This is a genomic window from Spirillospora sp. NPDC029432 (assembly GCF_040703975.1).
In the GTDB taxonomy this organism is placed as follows: Bacteria; Actinomycetota; Actinomycetes; order Streptosporangiales; family Streptosporangiaceae; genus Spirillospora.
Genome location: NZ_JBEZWH010000004.1, coordinates 69503 through 86802, shown reverse-complemented (window position 1 = coordinate 86802; position 17300 = coordinate 69503). Strand labels below are relative to the sequence as shown.

Sequence of the window (17300 nt, the reverse complement as noted above, 5' to 3'; positions counted from 1 at the left end):
AGATGGAAGTAGAAGATGGCCGACCGACGACTCTGCGGCTGCGGCGCTGCGTCTGTACCTTGAACGGGACGCACAGAGCGTGAGCGGACCGCTGAACGCTTTTGGCCTGGATTTCACCGGCGCGAATCTGAGCAGACTCAGGCTTAAAAGCGCCAACTTCGCGGAGAGCGTGCTTGAGGATGAAGTGGTCATGCTGGTCGGACACATGCGTGACCGCTTCGGGGGCGAGCCGGTCTGCCGGATCCTGGGCCTGCGCCCCCCTGCCGGTTTGACGGTTGATGTCCGCCATTCGCGCACCGTCCCAATCGTGCAGGACGCTCCACAATGAGGGCTGTCAGATCGACAGCCTGACCTGCGAGGAGTATGCCGTGAGCGATCCGATCACCGTGCCCGAGGGTCCCATCACGCCGGGCGGCCCGCCGCCGGTGCCGTTCGATCCGGATGTGGCTGCGGCTCTGGCGGTGGTTCGGGAGCGGATACCGAGGATCACCTCGGAGGGCCTGCGGGCACTGCGTGAATCGACTGGCGAATTCACGGCGGTGTCCCTGGAGCAGTTGCGTCGGCAGGGCTCTGTCGAGGTGGAAGAGCGCATGGTGCCCGGTCCGGCCGGTGCCCCGGACATCTCGTTGCTGATCTGCCGGCCGGCGGCGGCGTCGGGGCCGGTGCCCGCGATCTACCACACGCATGGCGGGGGCATGATCACGGGAACCAGCCTGGACGGTCTTCCCGAGTTGCAGGACGCGGCCGGTCTCGACGTCGCGATCGTGTCGGTGGAGTACCGGCTGGCGCCCGAGCATCCCCATCCCGCGCCGGTCGAGGACTGCTATGCCGGGCTGGTGTGGACGGCCGGGCACGCCGCCGAGCTGGGCATCGATCCCGGCCGGATGGTCATCGCCGGTGGCAGCGCCGGCGGCGGGCTGGCCGCGGCCACCGCGCTGCTGGCCCGCGACCGGGGCGGGCCTGCGCTGGCCGGGCAGATGCTGCTGTGCCCGATGATCGACGACCGCAACGACACGCCCTCGTCCAGTCAGATGGCCGGGCTGGGCGTATGGGACCACGGTGACAACGAGTTCGGCTGGACGGCCCTGCTCGGCGAGGCGCGCGGCGGCCCGGACGTATCGCCCTACGCCGCCCCGGCCCGCGCGACCGACCTGTCCGGCCTGCCCCCGGCCTTCATCGACGTCGGCTCGGCCGAGACCTTCCGGGACGAGGACGTCGCCTACGCCACCGGCATCTGGCGGGCCGGCGGAATCGCCGAACTGCACGTGTGGCCCGGCGGCTGCCATGGTTTCGACAGGTTCGCCCCGCACGCGGCGATCTCCATCGCGGCCCGGCGGGCACGCCGGGAGTGGCTGCGCCGGATCCTGGCCGCGTGATGCGACCGGCCCGGGTGCCACGGCGCCCGGGCCGGCGCTGTTCCGCGGGTGCGCCCGAAGGCAGGATGAGACGGTGAGAGAACTCCTGGGCCGGGTGACCGCGCTGGACCCCGAGGCCGGTGCCGCGATGCGTGTCATCACCTACTTCGACGAACTGCTCGAACGGCGGGCGGGCCTGGAGTCGGTCGTACGCGGGGCCGCCTTCCTGGCCGGCTGCCCGGCGCGGTTCATCGACGACCAGCGCCGCCTGCTCATCAGGATCGATCCCGACGGCCGCCATCTGGACGGCCGCACGCCCGTCGACGACCACTGGCCCGTCCAGAACGCCGACGGGCCCGCGCGCCTGCTGCTCGAACGCCCGGCCGGCGAGCGGCCCGGCGGCGTCCTGGACGCGGTGATCCTGGAGCGCGCCGCGGCCACGGCCCGTACCGTCCTGGACCGGACCCGGTCACGTCCCGGCACCGGGCCCGATACCGACCCCGCTTCCGTTGAAGTCCTTCTGGACCGGCGGGCTTCCGAACGCGAACGCCGCCGCGCCGCCGACCGCCTCGGCCTGGCCGACACGGCGCGCGCGATCGCGCTGCCCGGTCACCAGGTCCGTATCGAACCGGTCCCTCCCGTTGCCCGTACGGCAGAACCGTCCGCCTCCCAGCGGGCCGGAGTCGGGCCAGCGGTCGCGGTCATGGCGTTGCCCGATTCCTGGGAAGCGGCCCGTACCGCCCTGCGCTTCACGGCCGAGGCCACCCCGCACGACCCCGGCCCCCGTGTGGTCCATGCCGACGACCTGGGCACCCTGACCGTTCTGGCCGCCCACATCCGTCCCGGCGACCCGCCGACCCCGGACATGACCGCCCTGGACGCAGCCGCGTCCTGCGCGCCCTGGATGCTGCTCACCCTGGACACCGTGGCCACCAGTACGAGTCTGCGCGCCGCCGCCAACGCCCTCAACCTCCACCACTCGACCCTGCGAAGCCGCCTGGCCCAGGCCGAACGCCTCCTGAAGTGGGACCCGGTATCGCCCACCGGCCGCCTCCGCCTCCAGCTGGCACTGATCGCCCGGCGCCTGCACCGCAACCTCTGACAGCGACCGCCATAAGCGATGCCGACGGTAGGGCCGTGTCTCATCCGCGCGCTCTCACCAGGCCAGGCAGCCGAAGCCGCCTCCGGTGGCGTCTCTGGAGACCACCAGATCCGATGAAGCGGTGAGGGCCCCGGGGATTCGTGGTGTCGGGAATCAGAATCCAGTAGTCGATGTGTGGATTCCTTCGTACTCGACGGCGTCACGTCACGCCGGTTTCTCAGCTGATCAGCCGAGCAACCCTTGCGCCGGACGACTCAAACCGATGACCGACAGGGCGCACATGGGTGCCGACAAAGCATAAAGGGCCAGCTGCGCCACGGCATTCGACTCAAAGTTGTCTTGCAGTTACAGCAAGTTCCCCGCGCCCTCCAGGCGCAGGCGACCCGCTGGGGCAAGGTACCGCACTTCCTCCCAAGTGGAGGGGCCGGCGACAAGATTCTCAACAGTGACACGCTGCAGCGGCCTGACCTGGACACTCGCATGACTCCCGCGGTGAGCGACTGCTAGAACAATCCGACGATCGCTTTGCCTGAAGTATCGGCAGGGCATGCTGGGGGAGTTCTTTCGTTGGTAGAGCCTGAGCTGGGCGATGAGCTACGAGCTCTTGCCGAACACAGTGATCTTGAGCAGAAGAGCGAGCTGCTGAGGGATCTCTCCGAGGCGATGAGCGACCGGAGCAAGGCGGAACGCTGGTGCGAAGTCGATCTGTTCGCGGCGTTCGCGCCGGCCGAGACCGTCATTCCGGCGCTTCCGGAGAAGGCCACCCGCAAGCATTGGGCTTCGCGTGCGGTGAAGGGCCTGCTCGCGACCGGCCCGGTCCTGGTGTTCCTTCCCGTGCTCTTCACGTGGTTCGGCCTCCACGAGGCAACGTCCGCATACGGCAAGGTGCTGGACGACCAGGGCGGCGAAGCGGCTCGACGGCCGTTCCTGGAGATGTGGCAGCAGGGCTTCGATGGCCGGTTGCCCGGCTTCCTCCACTTCAACAATGTCGCGATGCTGACAGTCGGCGCGATCCTGTTCCTAGGAGCATGGACGGTGGGCGAGAACCTGCTGTACAACCGCTCCTTGGATCGGGCCGAACGCCGGCAGGTCGTGCTGCGCGCCCGGCTCAGCCGTGCATTGACCAAGGCGAGCCTGTACCTGGGGCAGATCCGGCTGTCCGCGCCGAGCCGCTTCAACGAGGAGCTGACTCAGGCGGCCATGCAGATCTCCGAGATCGGGGATACGGTCCGGAAGGCCCAGTCCGATCTGATGGACGCCGTGGTCTACGCGCTCGAGTCGGCGCAGAAGACCGGTGACGCGCTCGTCTCCAGTGCGAACGAGGTGCAGGGCACGACGAAGGTCCTCGATCAGCACTTGCAGGAGGTGACCTCGGCGGGCACGGCGATGACCGTCACGGCGGACGCAATCGTGACCAGGACGGGGCAGTCCATCGAGGAGTTCAAGGCGGGCGTGATCGCCGCTCTTGACAATGAGTTGCAGCGCCTCACCTCGGGCATCCGATCCTCGGTCGGCGAGTTGCGGCACGAGGTCGAGGAGCTGGTGTCGGCGAGCAGCGGCATCACCAGGGCCGTCGACAGGTCGACGGAGTCGGTGCAGGCCGTCGGCAGCGTCACCGAGCAGGCGGTGAACGCCCTGACCGGCCAGCTCAACGGGACCTTGCAGCTCACGGCCGCGAATTTCGAGCGCTCGTTCTCCGGGGTGAGCACTGAGATCCGGTCGGCTCTCGGGGACTGGGCGGACACCGCCGGTGCGCACGCCGGCCGTATCGAGATCGTCACGGACGTGTCGGGCCGGACCGTGGACATGCTCGACCGGACGAGGAGTTCTCTCGAACGGCTGGCGACCCTGCCCGACCAGATCTCGCAGGCCACCGGCGCGACTCTGCACGAGGCCCAGACTACTGTGACGGCCGAGCTCGATGAGCTCAAGCGGTCGATCGCCGAGTTCAGCCGCGTCCTGATGGACGCCTCGCAGACCATCGCCGCGCGCCCTCACCAGCAAGGCGAAGTGGTATGAAGCGGCGCCGTCCCTCGCTGACGATCCTGATGGCGGGGTGGCTGTTCGCGGACATGCTCCTCGCGCTGACCATCGTCATGCTGGGCGCCGAGGCTCCACCCAAGGCGGAGGCGTCTCCTGCGGGCGGGCCTTCTGTCTCCAAGAGTCCTTGCGCCGCACAGGTGAGGGGTGTGGAGTCCAGACCGGTGTCGGCGAAGTTCCGCGTCAGCCCGGCGGCGCGCGGCAGAACGCTCATCGCTCAGGTCAAGAGGGGGTTGCGCGATGAGACGCGCGGTTTCGCGGGCAAGCGCGCCGGCATGGTGCTGACCTTCGGCGGTGACGGCGGCAGCGGGCAGGGCGTCGCACTGGCCTCGCGGGTCAACACGGCGCTGCGCGCGGCGTACCCGAACGTTTTCCAGTCCAGTGCGACCCGGAACTTCCACGATCTCTCGGCCTCCGCAGGGTCGGTCTCGATGGAGATCTATTTCATCAACGACGGTTGCGACCAGAAAGGCTCGTGACATGAGCGAGCAGATCCTCCCCTTCTACCTCGTGTGCGACGAGTCGTACTCGATGGCCGGCGAGCCTCTCGAAGAGATCAACAAGCAGCTCCCGGAGATCTTTACCGAGATCGCCAGCAATCCGACCGTCGCCGACAAGGCGCGGCTGGGCATCATCGGTTTCAGTGACCGGGCCGAGGTCCTGCTGCCGCTGGCCGATCTCAACGACGTGCATCAGTTGCCGAAGCTGGAGCCCAAGGGCGCCACCAGCTACGGCGTGGTGTTCGACCGGTTGCGCGACACCATCGAGCAGGACATCCGTGCCCTGAAGGCGGACGGGCACGTTCCCTTCCGGCCCACGGTGTTCTTCCTGACCGACGGACAGCCCACCGACTCCGACTGGGCCAGTGCTCACCAGCGGCTCACCGGGCGGGACTTCGGTCCGCGGCCCACGATCCTGGCCTTCGGGTTCGGCCACGTGCGACCGGAGACGTTGCAGTCCGTCGCCACCTTCCGGGCGTTCATCGCCGACGAGGAGCTGAATCCCAGCAATGCTTTGCGGGAGTTCGCGAAGCAGCTGCTGAACTCGGTCGTCGCGTCGGCCGTGGCCTCGTCCGCCGCGTTCTCGGCGAATCCGGCCGCCGGCGCACAGATGGTCTTCCCGGAGCAGGTCAAGGGCTACACGGTCCTCGAGGCGGACCCCGTCTGATGCACCTCCCCGAACCACAGGTCATCGGGCGTCCATCCCGCTTCACGATCGAGCCCGGCGAGCTGCCGCGGCTGGACGCCACCTGCCCGGACACAGTCCTGGATGCCGCGCAGGCGCCAGGGCTGGTGATCCGCGCCGCCTCGACCCGGGGTGACGCGCACCGCTACAACGCGCAGCCGCGGCAGGACGCCATGGGACTGTGGCGTATCAGTGAACGCATCATCCTGGCCTGCGTAGCGGACGGGCTGGGCAGCGCGGAGCTGTCCCACCTCGGAGCCATGGCCGCATGCGATGCGGCACGGAAGCTCCGCAAGCGGCCGGACGAGCAGTTCAAAGAGATGGCCGAACGCTACTTCTCGCGGATCGCCGAGGCCGTCGAGGCCGCCGCCGCGGAGCGCGGGGTCGCGGCCGCGGAGCTGGCCACCACGTTCCTGGCCGCCGTGCTCGAGGTCGGAGCTGACGATTCGCCGCACAAGGTTTGGCTGATGCGGGTCGGTGACTGCGAAGCGATGGTGCTGAGCAAGGGCGAATGGGAGTCCTGCTTTGATACCGCGTCCGAGGACGAGGTCTCCAGTTCGGCGACACTGGCTCTGCCCGGACACGCCGATCAGGTCGAGATCTGCGAGATGCCGCTTGACCGGGGTGACATGTTGCTGCTGTGCACGGACGGGCTCTCCAAGCCCATGCGCGGCGAGGAGGTCCGCACCCAGCTCGCCGACTGGTGGGGAGCGTTCCCTCCGTCGATGGCTGAGTTCCTCTGGCAGCTCAGTTTCCGGGCCCGCACGCACGACGATGACCGCACGGCCATCTGCGTCTGGAGGGCGTGATGCTGGCACCGCATCCCCTGGACCGTCCGAGGTCCGGCCTCCTGCTTGCGGACGAGCCGCTGGGTGAAGGCGGGCAGGGGGTCGTGTGGCGTGTGGGCGGCAGCGAGAAGCTGGTCTACAAGGAGTATCTGCGCAACGCCGGGACCCCGTTCGCTCCGGCGCTGGTCGACCTCGTGGAATCCGGGCGGCGCCTCCCCGACACCGACAGCCGTGCCCTTCTCGATCAGAGCGCCTGGCCGCTCGCGCGCGTTGTCCACGAAGGCGCGGTGACCGGCTTCCTCATGCGCGAGATCCCGGCGGAATTCGCCGGGTCGATCGGCGGCAAGCGGCGGCCGCTCGAGCTCCAGTACCTGCTGTACAAGCCGAACCACGCGTGGCGCTCCCTGCACCTGCCGGACGGAGCCGGGCGCGTCCAGATCGCCATGGCCGCGGTACGCCTTATCGACCTCCTGCATGGTCACGGTTTCGTTCTCGGCGACATCTCGTTCCGAAACCTGCTGTGGTCACAGTCCCAGCCGTATCGGATCTTCATGCTGGACTGCGACGGGGTACGGCGCCACGGCGGCGAGCCGGTCCTTCCGCAGGCTCAGACTCCGGAGTGGGAAGACCCTCATCTGCCGCCGACGGGGCTCGACCTCGACACCGACAGGTACAAGGTCGCATTGCTCGTCGGCAGGGTCCTGAGCCGAGACGCCTACGTCCGGCCGGGTAAGGACCTCCAACTCCTGGAGGGCATCGACCCGCACATCGCCGACGCGGTGACCCGGTTGTTCGCCAAGGCCGCGGGCCCGCACGGGTTTCGGCCCACTGCCCGGGAGTGGCTTCAGGCGCTTTCGGGCCGCAAATACATCGCCGTGCAGCGCCCGCCCGTCCGAGTGGAGCAGCCACCGCCCTCCCCCGCCGCGCCACTGGTGACCGCGAGCGGGCAGCGCAGCTTCTATCCGGTCAGCCTGCCTGGAGGCACCGCTGCAGGTTCCTCCCGCTCAGCCCGGCCCCCGAGGTCGACGCAGAAGGTGTCGACGAGGAAGTCCGTCCCGGCTCCGCCGGTTCGCTCGGAACCGAAGGTTCAGGCCGCCCCAGAGCGGAAGGCGACGCAGGTGGTTCAGCAGGCTCCCCCGGCCAAGGCGGGGAAGCCGGGACCGGGCCGGCAGGTGGTGGGCTCCACGGCGTTCGCCGAACAGCGGCGCCTCGTCCCGAACTGCCGGCTCGGCGACGAGCAGGTCGCCGATCTCATCGACCTTCTGGTCAAGGCGGGAGGCAGGACACCGGTCGCCGAGGTCGCCCGCCTGCTGACCGAGCCGCAAGGCCGGACGGTCATGATCCTCGGCGGCGTCTGCCAGCTGCTCAACCTCGACGGGGAGGAGGTCCTGGTCCTCCGGGACGACGACCGGACACTCGAACTCGACATCCCGCTTCTCGAAGAGCAGTTCCTGGAGACGGTTCCATGACCCCGCCAAGGAAGATCAGCCCGGCCAGGCGCCGCCGGGTCACCGACGCCCTGGGGCACGGGACCGTTCCGGAGCAGGACCTCGACCTGTTCGCCGTGGGTATGGAACGCTTCGCGCGGCTGGACGGCGAGCTCGACGCCGTCACCCGCGGCGGCCACAAGTTCAAGGCCGTTCAGGGCGAGTATGGCGCAGGCAAGACGTTCTTCTCGCGCTGGCTGGCGCAGCAGGCGCGCGACAAGCACATGGCGTCCAGCGAGGTGCAGATCTCCCACGACGTGCCCCTGCACAAGATGGACATCGTTTACCAGCGGCTCATCAACAACCTCGCCATCCCTGGAGCCTCTGGAGGCGCGTTCAGGACACTCGTCGACAACTGGCTGTTGAATCTCGAGGACGAGGTCTGCGCTGCGGAAGGCATCGATCCAGCGGATCACGCACGTGTCGAAGCGGCCGTGAACAAGCTCATCGACTCGCGGCTCAAGGAGGTCGCCGATTCGGCACCGTCCCTGTCCGCCGCGTTGCGCGCCTACCGCAGGGCCAGGTTGGCGAGCGACACGGGAACCGCGATGCAACTGCTGGCGTGGGTCAGCGGCGACGGGCACGTCGCCGCCCCCGTCAAGCGCCAGGCGGGCATCAAGGGGGACGTCACCGCGGACACCGCCTTCGGGTTCCTGCGCGGACTGCTCATCATCCTGCGCGACTGCCGCCACCCCGGGGTCCTGCTCGTCCTGGACGAGCTGGAGACGATCCAGCGGTTGAGGTCCGATGTCCGGAGCAAGAGCCTGAGCGCCCTCCGGCATCTGATCGACGAGATCGATCGCGGCGCGCTGCCCCGGTTCTTCCTCCTCATTACCGGGACGCCCGCCTTCTTCAGCGGCCCCTCGGGGATTGTGCAGCTCGCACCGCTCGCACAGCGGCTGGACGTGGATTTCGCCACCGATCCACGGTTCGACTCCATGCAGAGCCATCGCCTGAGGCTGACCGGGTTCGACCTGGACAAGCTCGTCGAGCTGGGCCGCCGGGTGCGCGATCTGTACGCGGAGGGGGAACCGGATGCCCGTGAGCGCATCGGCCGGCTCGTCGATGACGCGTATGTCAAGGACCTCGCCGCCGCGGTGGCGGGGCGGCTCGGTGCGGGCACCTCGCCGCGTGTCTTCCTGCGCAGTCTGGTCTCGGACGTGCTGTTCAAGGTGGCCGAGCATCCGGAGTTCGATCCGCGGCGTGACTATGCCCGGCACCGGCTCGGGGAGCTGACCCCCGAGGAGGAGAACGCGGCGCGCGGCCCCGCGACTTCTGCGGGCGAGATCGAGCTGGACTTGTGACGAAGCTCCATCCGACCCTGGCCTACCATCTGTCGGCGTCCCTGGGGTGGAAGCAACTCCGTCCGCTTCAGGAGCAGACGCTGCGGCGGCTGGGCGCGGACTCGGACGCGCTGCTCGTCGCGCCGACCGCGGGCGGGAAGACCGAGGCCGCCCTGTTCCCCGTGCTCACGGCCATGGAGGACCAGGGCTGGACCGGCCTGTCGGTGCTGTACGTGTGCCCGTTGAAGGCGCTGCTCAACAATCTGGAGCCCCGCATCAGGCAGTATGCGGACTGGCTCGGCCGCACGATCGGGGTCTGGCACGGCGATGTGTCCGCCAATCGGCGGCAGGCGATCCTCCGCCGTCCACCGGACATCCTGCTGACCACGCCCGAGTCACTGGAATCGATACTGATCAGCACCGGTGTCGACCATCGACGGCTGATGGCCGACGTCCGGGCCGTCATCGTCGACGAGGTGCACGCCTTCGCCAAGGACGACCGGGGATGGCACCTGGTCTGCGTGCTCGAGCGTATCGCCCATCTGGCGGGCAGACCGGTCCAGCGGATCGGCCTCTCGGCGACCGTCGGAGACCCGTCCGGCCTCGTGTCGTGGTTGCAGGGCGCCACCGAACGTCCCGCCGAGGTCATCGCGCCTCCGGCCGAGGCCGGCGGGGCTCCCGAGACCGAGCTGGACCGGGTCGGCACCCTGGCCAATGCCGCGAAGGTCATCGCGTCCCTGCATCGCGGCCAGAAGAGACTGGTCTTCTGCGACTCCCGCCGGACCGTCGAAGAGCTCGGCGAGGCACTGCGCGGGCTCGGCGTCACCGTCTTCCTGTCCCACGCCTCGCTCTCCGCGGACGAGCGGCGGCGCGCCGAGGAGGCGTTCGCCGAGTCCGGCGACTGCGTCATCGTCTCGACTTCCACGTTGGAGCTGGGCATCGATGTGGGTGACCTCGACCGGGTCGTCCAGATCAATGCGCCGTGGACGGTGTCCTCCTTCCTGCAACGGCTCGGCCGGACGGGGCGGCGGCCAGGCAAGGTGCGCAACTGCCTTTTCCTCACGCTGACCGAGGAGGACCTCCTGCTCGCGGCCGGTCTCCTGCATCTGTGGAGCACCGGACATGTGGAACCGGCCCTTCCGCCCCCGGATCCGAGACACATCGTTGCCCAGCAGCTCATGGCCCTCGCCCTGCAAGAAGGCGCCATCGGAGATGTGGACTGGGCCGACTGGTGGAACGGCCACCGGCTGTTCCGGCCCGGCGACGCGGGACCTGTTCTGGCACATCTGCTGTCAGCCGGCTATCTGAGCCGGGACGGACACCGCCTCTTCATCGGAGCCAAGGCCGAGGAAGACTTCGGCCGGCGCCATTTCATGGATCTGATGGCGTCTTTCACGGCGCCGCCCGAGTTCACCGTTCTGCGGGCCGGCAAGGAGATCGGGCGCTGTGACCCGATGGTCCTCACCCGGGCGGTGCACGGGCCTCGCCTGGTCCTGCTGGCCGGGCGGAGCTGGCAGGTCGACTGGATCGACTGGAAACGCCGCCGGTGCCATGTCGTGCCCGTCACGGGAACGGGTGGGGTCGCACGCTGGTCGACGTCCTCGTCGTTCGGTATCTCCTTCGAACTCGCACGGGCGGTCCGCGACGTCGTCCTCGGGCAGGATCCGCCTGTCGGCCTGACTCATCGGGCATCCGCAGCGCTGGCCGCGGCCCGTGCAGAACTCGGCGAAGTGGCGCATCCGGACCGTACGATGGCGGTCCGTTCGGGCGATGAGGTGCTCTGGTGGACATGGGCCGGAACGCGCGTCAACGCCACGCTCAAGGCGTCCCTCGGTGCCCTCGCCGACCCTTCCGCGCGGCCTGACGACCTCTACATCAGGCTCCGCGGCGACCTCGATGCGAAGACCTGGAGCGAAGCGGCCGGGTCCGTGACGCATCTGGTCGGACCGGAGGTCGACCCGCAGGCCGTCCGCGGGCTGAAGTTCAGTGCGGCGCTCCCGCCGGGCCTCGCCACCGCGACCCTCGCCGCGCGGCTGGCTGATCTTCCCAATGCCCAGCGGGTTCTCGACGAGCCACGCTCTTTCCAGCATGGCCGCCCTCGTCCCCGTTCTTTGTTAGGAGGTCCCGGCGACACAACCCGCCTATAGCATCGGATATCTGTCAATAATGTGCGTGCGTTGATACTCCCGTCGGCAAGGGGTGGGGATGCTCGAAGGTCGGTGGACGACGGTCACGGCGTCCGAGTTCGAGCATGAACGGCGCGGCCTGGAGGCCATCCGCGAACGGCTGCCGGACGCCGAGCCGTGGCGGGCCTGGTCCAATTTCACGTTCACCGCCAACACCGGCCATATCCGGGAAGTGGACCTGCTGGTCGTCACGCCCCGCGGCGTCTACATGATCGAGCTGAAGGACTGGCACGGGCGGTTGGCCAGCGAGAACGGGACGTGGGTGCAGACGACGCCCACGGGGCGCCGGATCTCGCACGGCAACCCGCTGCACCTGGTGAACCAGAAGGCCAAGGAGCTGGCGGGGCTGCTCGCCCGGAACGGCGTGCGCGTGTGGGTGGGTGCCGGGGTCTGCTTCACCGACTCCTCGCTGCGGCGGAGCCTGCCGGCGGGCGAAGAGCACAGCGTGTACGGCGTGGACGGCCTCCTGGAGATGTTCGGCCGGCGCGGCAACGATGAGCGCCGGCGGATCGACGGGCCCCGGTCGAAGCAGATCAAGAAGGCGCTGGAGCGGGTCGGCATCCGCCGTAGCGAGGCCGAGTTCAAGGTCGGCCCCTACCTGCTGGAGCGGCGCTCGTTCGACACCGGCCCGACGTGGGCGGACTACCTGGCGCGCCATAGCGAGCTGCACGAGCTGGCGCGGGTGCGCATCTACCTGAGCGAGCGCGGTTCGGACGCCTCGATCCGCCGGTCGGTGGAGAGCGCGGCCCGCCGTGAGGCATCGGTGCTCCAGCGGTTCCGGCATCCCGGCGTCGTCCAGCTCAGGCAGTACGACCCGTCCGGCCACTCCGCCGGCCCCGCGCTCATCTTCGACTACCACCCCGACACCTTGCGGCTGGAGGAGTATCTCGCCCGCTACGGCGACCGGTTGAGCATCCTGGACCGGATGGCGCTGGTGCGGCAGCTCGCCGAGACCGTCCGGTCGGCGCATTCCAGCCGCATCCATCACCGGGCCCTGGCCGCACGGTCGGTGCACGTCATTCCCCGGCTGCGCCGCCGGGGTGATCCGTCCGGTGACGGGGACGCGCGCTGGCTCTCCCCGCTGCTGCAGATCTCGGACTGGCAGATCGCGACACAGCGGGCGGGTTCAGGCGGCGCGACCCGGTTCGCCCCGACGAGCCTGTCGGCGATCCACGTCTCCGACGGCTCGGACGCCTACCTGGCGCCGGAGCTGACCGCGCCCAGCCCTGACGCGGTCGCGCTCGACGTCTACGGCCTGGGCGTGCTGACCTACCTGCTGGCGACGGGACGCCCGCCGGGCGCCAACCAGGCCGAGGTGCTGGCCCGCCTGGAGGAGGGCGGGGGGCTGCGCCCGAGCGGGCTCGTGGACGATCTGTCGGGGGACGTCGACGAGCTTGTGCAGGCCGCTACTGCCTACCGGCCGGACCGGCGGCTGGCGACGGTGGACGAATTCCTGGAGATGCTGGAGTGCGTCGAGGACGCGCTGACCGCTCCGGCCATCTCCTCCGACCACGGCACGGTGCCCGCACCCGTTCCGGACAAGGACCCGCTGGAGGCCGTACCGGGCGACGTGCTGGCGGAACGGTGGGAGGTGCGCCGGCGGCTGGGGACGGGTTCCACGAGCCGCGCGTTCCTGGTCCGCGACCTGCACGCCGATCCGGACGCCCGCAGCGGGCGTGCGCTGGCCGTGCTGAAGGTCGCCCTGTCGGACGCGCGTGCCGCGATCCTGGTCCGCGAGGCGGAGGTGATGGGGCGGCTGCGCGCCGACTCCAAGGTGATCCGCCTGGTGGAGCCGGAGCCGCTCACCATCGGCGGCCGGACGGTGCTGGCCCTGGAGTACGTCGGGGACGAGCGCGTCGACGACGAGCAGCCGGGCCAGGGCACCCGGCACCGGCAGGAGACGGTGGCGCGGGAGCTGCGCGAGCGCGGGCGCCTGAACGTCGACCAGCTGGAGGCGTACGGCGACTACCTGTTCGCGGCGGTGGACTTCCTGGAGGGCGAGGGCGTCTGGCACCGCGACATCAAGCCCGACAACATCGCGATCCGGATCCGTCCCAACCGGACCCGCGAGCTGGTGCTGATCGACTTCTCGCTGGCCGGGTACCCGGTGCAGGAGACCGAGGCGGGCACCGAGGGCTACCTGGACCCGTTCATCGGCGGCCTGACCCGTTCGGTGTACGACGCGCACGCCGAGCGGTACGCCGTCGCGGTGACGCTGCACCAGATGGCGTCGGGCGAGCTGCCCCGATGGGGCGACGGGAAGGCGGCGCCGCGGCAGCTCGACGCCGCCGAGTGGCCCTACCCCACGATCGCCGCCGACGCGTTCGACCCGGCGATCCGGGACGCCCTGGTCGGGTTCTTCCGCAAGGCGCTGCACCGCGACGCCGCCCAGCGCTTCCCTGAGCTCAAGCCGATGCGGGACGCCTTCCGCAAGATCTTCCTGGATCTCACGGTGCGGGCGCCGTCCACCCGGCCGGGCAGCCGCCATCCCGCCGCCGAGGAGGGCGATGCGACCGGCATCGCCGAGGCCGAGCCGTCGACCGCGCAGCGGCAGCGGGACGTGCTCGCGGCGGAGGCCACCCGCGACACGCACCTGTCCGCCGCCGGTCTCACGCCCGCCGCCGAGTCGTTCCTGTACGGGCTCGGCGTCACGACCGTGGGCGAGCTGCTGGAGTACAGCCGCCGCAGTCTCGTCAACGGCCCGGGGCTGGGCCCCAAGACCCGTACCGAAATCCAGCAGCGGCAGCGCGAGTGGGCCGAACGCCTCGGCCGGGCTCCGCGCTCGCCGCTCACGCCCGAGGGCCGCGCGGCCACGGCCGAGGAGCTCAAGGAGACCGGCGCGGCGCAGTCGTCGCCGGCCGGTTCGCAGGCGGACGGCGAGCAGGCCGACGCGGCGGCGGCGCACCGGCTGCGCTCGGTCAGCCTGGACGCGCTGGCCACACTGCTGGTGCCGAAGCTGAAGGCGGACGGCGCCAACCGCAACGAGGTCGAGATCGTCCGGCGGCTGTTGCGGCTGCCCGACGAAACAGGGGCACTGCCGGACCGCGTGCTGTGGCCGACGCAGGCGAAGGTGGCCGGGCCTCTGGACATCACGCGCGGCCGGGTCCCGCAGGTGCTCAAGGAGCAGCGCAGGCGCTGGCGCAAGCTGGCGGCCGTGCGGGAGTTGCGCGCGGAGATCCTGGAGCTGCTGGCCGGGTTCGGGCGGGTGGCGTCGGCGGTGGAGATCGCCGATGTGCTCACCGTCCGGCACGGCACCGAGTACCGGGACACCGAGCTGCGCCGGGCGCTGGGCCTGGCCGTGGTGCGCGCGGTGGTGGAGGCGGAGCAGTACCGGCCCGAGGAGGCCGCGTTCAGCCACATCCCGAACCGGGACACGGACGGCAGCGCGGTCAACGGCGGCCTGCTGGCCCTGGAGGTCGGCGAGGACGACGGCCCTGACACCCCTTCGGCGCCGGGCCTGCTGGACTACGCCGTCCGCCTGGGCAGGGTCGCCGACCGCCTCGCCCGCCTGGACACGCTGCCGACGGCGGCGACCGTCCTCACCGAGCTGGGCACGGAGGACCCGCCGCCCGGCGCTCTGGACTGGGACGAGCGCCGTACGGTCGAGGTCGCCGTGGCCGCGGCCAAGACCGCGGCCGCGACCCCGCGCCTGGAGATCTATCCGCGGACCCTGCCGCTGGTGCGGGCGCTGCGGCTGACGCAGGCGGGCCTGGTCCCGCTGACTCCGGGACTGGCGGAGGAGTACCAGCCCGGCCTGACCGCCGAGGACGTCCACGAGCGCATCCTGACCCGCTTCCCCCGGTTCAACGACGGCGGCGACCGGCTGCCCACCGGCGGGCCGCTGACCCGGGCGCTGCGCGAGGCCGGCTTCGACCTCACCTTGGCCGAACGCAAGGACACCGGTACCCGCAGGTATCTGCCGACCGGCCTGGACATCGCCACCAGCTACATCACTAGGCTCGCCGACCGCCGCTCCACCCGCCGGGGCGGCGCGGCCCGCTACTCGGACGACCCGCTGACCGCCGCCGCCGTCGAGGCCGAGGAACGCCTGGCCGCGTCGGTGCAGCGCGACGGCTTCCGCGTCCTCACCGTCCGGACGGGCCTGACCGTCCAGGCCGTGGCGGAGCTGACGGCCGACCGCTTCGGCGCCGAGCCCTTGTCGGTGACGGAGCTGTTCCTGCGCACCCTGCACGAGCTGGTGCCGCCCGGCACCAAGCCGACCTGGGAGACGATCCTGCGCGCCGACGCCGCCGAGCCGGACAGCAAGGCGGCGCGCAAGTTCAGCGAGTACGCGATCACCGCGTGGGGCCGGATGGAACCGGCGATCCGGGAACGTCTGGCGTCCGGCACCGGACCGCTGCTGCTCACCGATACAACGGCGTTCGCCCGCTACCAGGCGATGGGCACGCTGGCGTCGCTGGCCGCCGCGGCCCGCAGGGGCGGACGGGGACTGTGGCTGCTGTGCCCGCAGAGCGACCCGTTCCGCGAGCCGCGCCTCGCCACAGCCGCCGTCCCGTACCAGGACGCGCTCGGCGAGTGGATCAAGCTGCCGGACTCCTGGATCACCAACGTCCACCGCGCCGCCTGACCCCGAGCAGCCGCGAGCCCCCAGCCCATGAGGGCTGGGGGCTCGCGCACGTGCTCTGCCGGGGAGTCAGGTCAGGTCGTGCTCACCGTTCTTCACACGGCGGGCGAACGCGGCCCAGTCGCCGCTGCCGAACACCAGGCGGGCGCCGTCAGCGTTCTTGGAGTCACGCACCCCGACGCTGCCTGCGAGATCCGCGACCTCTACACAGTCGCTCGTTGCGGGATCGCTTCCGCTGCGACGGGACTTGCGCCATACGGGGCTCATCCGAACCTCTCCATCACTTGCTGAATCAGCTCGGCGGACGCATCCACCGGGAGCGCCCGATCACTGATGCGATCGAAGTTCGCTCGATACGAGCGTACATCCGTGACGTCCACGACAAGTCGCCCACCGATGCTCGCTTCGACATAGACGGCTTCACTGCCGTCCACGGTCATGATCTTGAACGAACCATCCCGCCCCACATGCGCACCCGCGCGCTGAGGGACGATACGCACCGAGATGTTGGGCTGTTCGGCCAACTCCAGGAGCCTGGCGAGCTGACTCTTCATGACCTCGGGCCCACCGATCGGTTGCGTGATGGCTCCCTCGTCGAGCATGACCCAGATACTCGGCGGCGGATCACGAAGCAGACATTCTTGACGCTGCATCCGGACGGCGACTCGCGCGTCGATGTCACGCAGACCCGCCCCGATTGCGACCGCCTGCGCGTACTCCTGAGTCTGGAACAGACCTGGAATCCAGGCGAGCTCCCATATCCGCAGCTCAGAAGCATTGACCTCCATCTCGAAGTGCGTCTTGAACCATTCTGGATCATGGCCGGACTTGGCGAAGAGCACCAAGACCCGGAACAGGTCCTCCGTCTCCCACTCGCGATCAAGAACGCGGGCATGCTTTTCCAGGAGCTTCACCTGACCAGACTCAAGCCGTGAAACACTCGATCGATCAAGATCAAGTATTGCCCCCAGCGCACTACCTGACAGCTTGCGCTCCTCGCGATGTCTGCGCAGCTGAACAGCTATGAGATCCCAGAGCGAACTCTCAGGATTCAGTGACTCTCTGGCGTTCACTCCCCACTCCCCGTTGTTGTATCTGCTGCACGAACCTTCCGAAGGTAACGCTGGAGGTGAATGCTTGTCCCACGAACACCGAACTCCACGGGGGCAAAATGAGTGATCGAAATCGAATCGAAGATCAAGAACTCGCTCAGTTGCGGCGAGACTTCACCGGCCACCGGATCTGGCGGTCGACCCGCTGGGACGGACGACTCGGAGACTGGGTGGCCA

Annotated in this window: 13 protein-coding genes; 11 read left to right on the top strand and 2 right to left on the bottom strand. The window is 69.6% G+C overall.

Going from position 1 to position 17300, the window contains the following annotated elements; genetic code table 11:
• The first annotated feature begins 79 nt into the window (after nt 1-79).
• The 11 genes from AB0881_RS04300 (at nt 80) to pglW (ending at nt 16014) form a co-directional block, all read left to right on the top strand.
• The gene (locus tag AB0881_RS04300) at nt 80-328 is read left to right on the top strand and encodes a hypothetical protein (RefSeq protein WP_366614078.1); all 249 of its coding nucleotides are present in this window, start codon (nt 80-82) and stop codon (nt 326-328) included.
• 40 nt (nt 329-368) lie between these two features.
• Complete coding sequence (locus AB0881_RS04295) at nt 369-1376, top strand: alpha/beta hydrolase fold domain-containing protein (RefSeq protein WP_366614076.1); 1008 nt, start codon at nt 369-371, stop codon at nt 1374-1376.
• A 73-nt stretch (nt 1377-1449) separates the two neighbouring features.
• On the top strand, nt 1450-2457 hold the full coding sequence (locus AB0881_RS04290) for a helix-turn-helix domain-containing protein (RefSeq protein ID WP_366614075.1): 1008 nt from the start codon (nt 1450-1452) through the stop codon (nt 2455-2457).
• Between the two features lie 567 nt (nt 2458-3024).
• Nucleotides 3025-4476, top strand: coding sequence for a hypothetical protein (locus tag AB0881_RS04285; RefSeq protein WP_366614074.1), 1452 nt, complete (start codon nt 3025-3027; stop codon nt 4474-4476).
• Nucleotides 4473-4976, top strand: a complete 504-nt coding sequence (locus AB0881_RS04280) for a hypothetical protein (RefSeq protein WP_366614073.1) — start codon at nt 4473-4475, stop codon at nt 4974-4976. Before AB0881_RS04285 ends, AB0881_RS04280 begins: the two co-directional genes overlap by 4 nt.
• A gap of 1 nt (nt 4977) precedes the next feature.
• Nucleotides 4978-5664 carry a VWA domain-containing protein gene (locus AB0881_RS04275; RefSeq protein WP_366614071.1) on the top strand — a complete coding sequence of 229 codons (687 nt, stop codon included), beginning with the start codon at nt 4978-4980 and terminating at the stop codon, nt 5662-5664.
• Nucleotides 5664-6491: a protein phosphatase 2C domain-containing protein gene (locus AB0881_RS04270; protein ID WP_366614070.1), complete on the top strand. Its 828-nt coding sequence runs from the start codon at nt 5664-5666 to the stop codon at nt 6489-6491. Before AB0881_RS04275 ends, AB0881_RS04270 begins: the two co-directional genes overlap by 1 nt.
• Nucleotides 6491-7939 (top strand): hypothetical protein, encoded by a 1449-nt coding sequence (locus tag AB0881_RS04265; RefSeq protein WP_366614068.1) that lies wholly within the window; start codon nt 6491-6493, stop codon nt 7937-7939. The genes AB0881_RS04270 and AB0881_RS04265 overlap by 1 nt, the downstream gene beginning before the upstream one ends.
• Nucleotides 7936-9261 carry a BREX system ATP-binding protein BrxD gene (gene brxD, locus AB0881_RS04260; protein ID WP_366614067.1) on the top strand — a complete coding sequence of 442 codons (1326 nt, stop codon included), beginning with the start codon at nt 7936-7938 and terminating at the stop codon, nt 9259-9261. Before AB0881_RS04265 ends, brxD begins: the two co-directional genes overlap by 4 nt.
• The gene (locus AB0881_RS04255; protein WP_366614065.1) at nt 9258-11387 is read left to right on the top strand and encodes a DEAD/DEAH box helicase; all 2130 of its coding nucleotides are present in this window, start codon (nt 9258-9260) and stop codon (nt 11385-11387) included. The genes brxD and AB0881_RS04255 overlap by 4 nt, the downstream gene beginning before the upstream one ends.
• A 58-nt stretch (nt 11388-11445) precedes the next feature.
• Nucleotides 11446-16014 carry a BREX system serine/threonine kinase PglW gene (pglW, locus tag AB0881_RS04250; protein ID WP_366614063.1) on the top strand — a complete coding sequence of 1523 codons (4569 nt, stop codon included), beginning with the start codon at nt 11446-11448 and terminating at the stop codon, nt 16012-16014.
• A 66-nt stretch (nt 16015-16080) separates the two neighbouring features.
• Here the strand turns inward: pglW and AB0881_RS04245 are convergent, their stop codons facing one another.
• Both AB0881_RS04245 and AB0881_RS04240 read right to left on the bottom strand, forming a co-directional pair.
• Nucleotides 16081-16278, bottom strand: coding sequence for a DUF397 domain-containing protein (locus AB0881_RS04245; RefSeq protein ID WP_366614062.1), 198 nt, complete (start codon nt 16276-16278; stop codon nt 16081-16083).
• Nucleotides 16275-17084: a helix-turn-helix transcriptional regulator gene (locus AB0881_RS04240; RefSeq protein WP_366614060.1), complete on the bottom strand. Its 810-nt coding sequence runs from the start codon at nt 17082-17084 to the stop codon at nt 16275-16277. Before AB0881_RS04240 ends, AB0881_RS04245 begins: the two co-directional genes overlap by 4 nt.
• Nucleotides 17085-17300 lie beyond the last annotated feature (216 nt).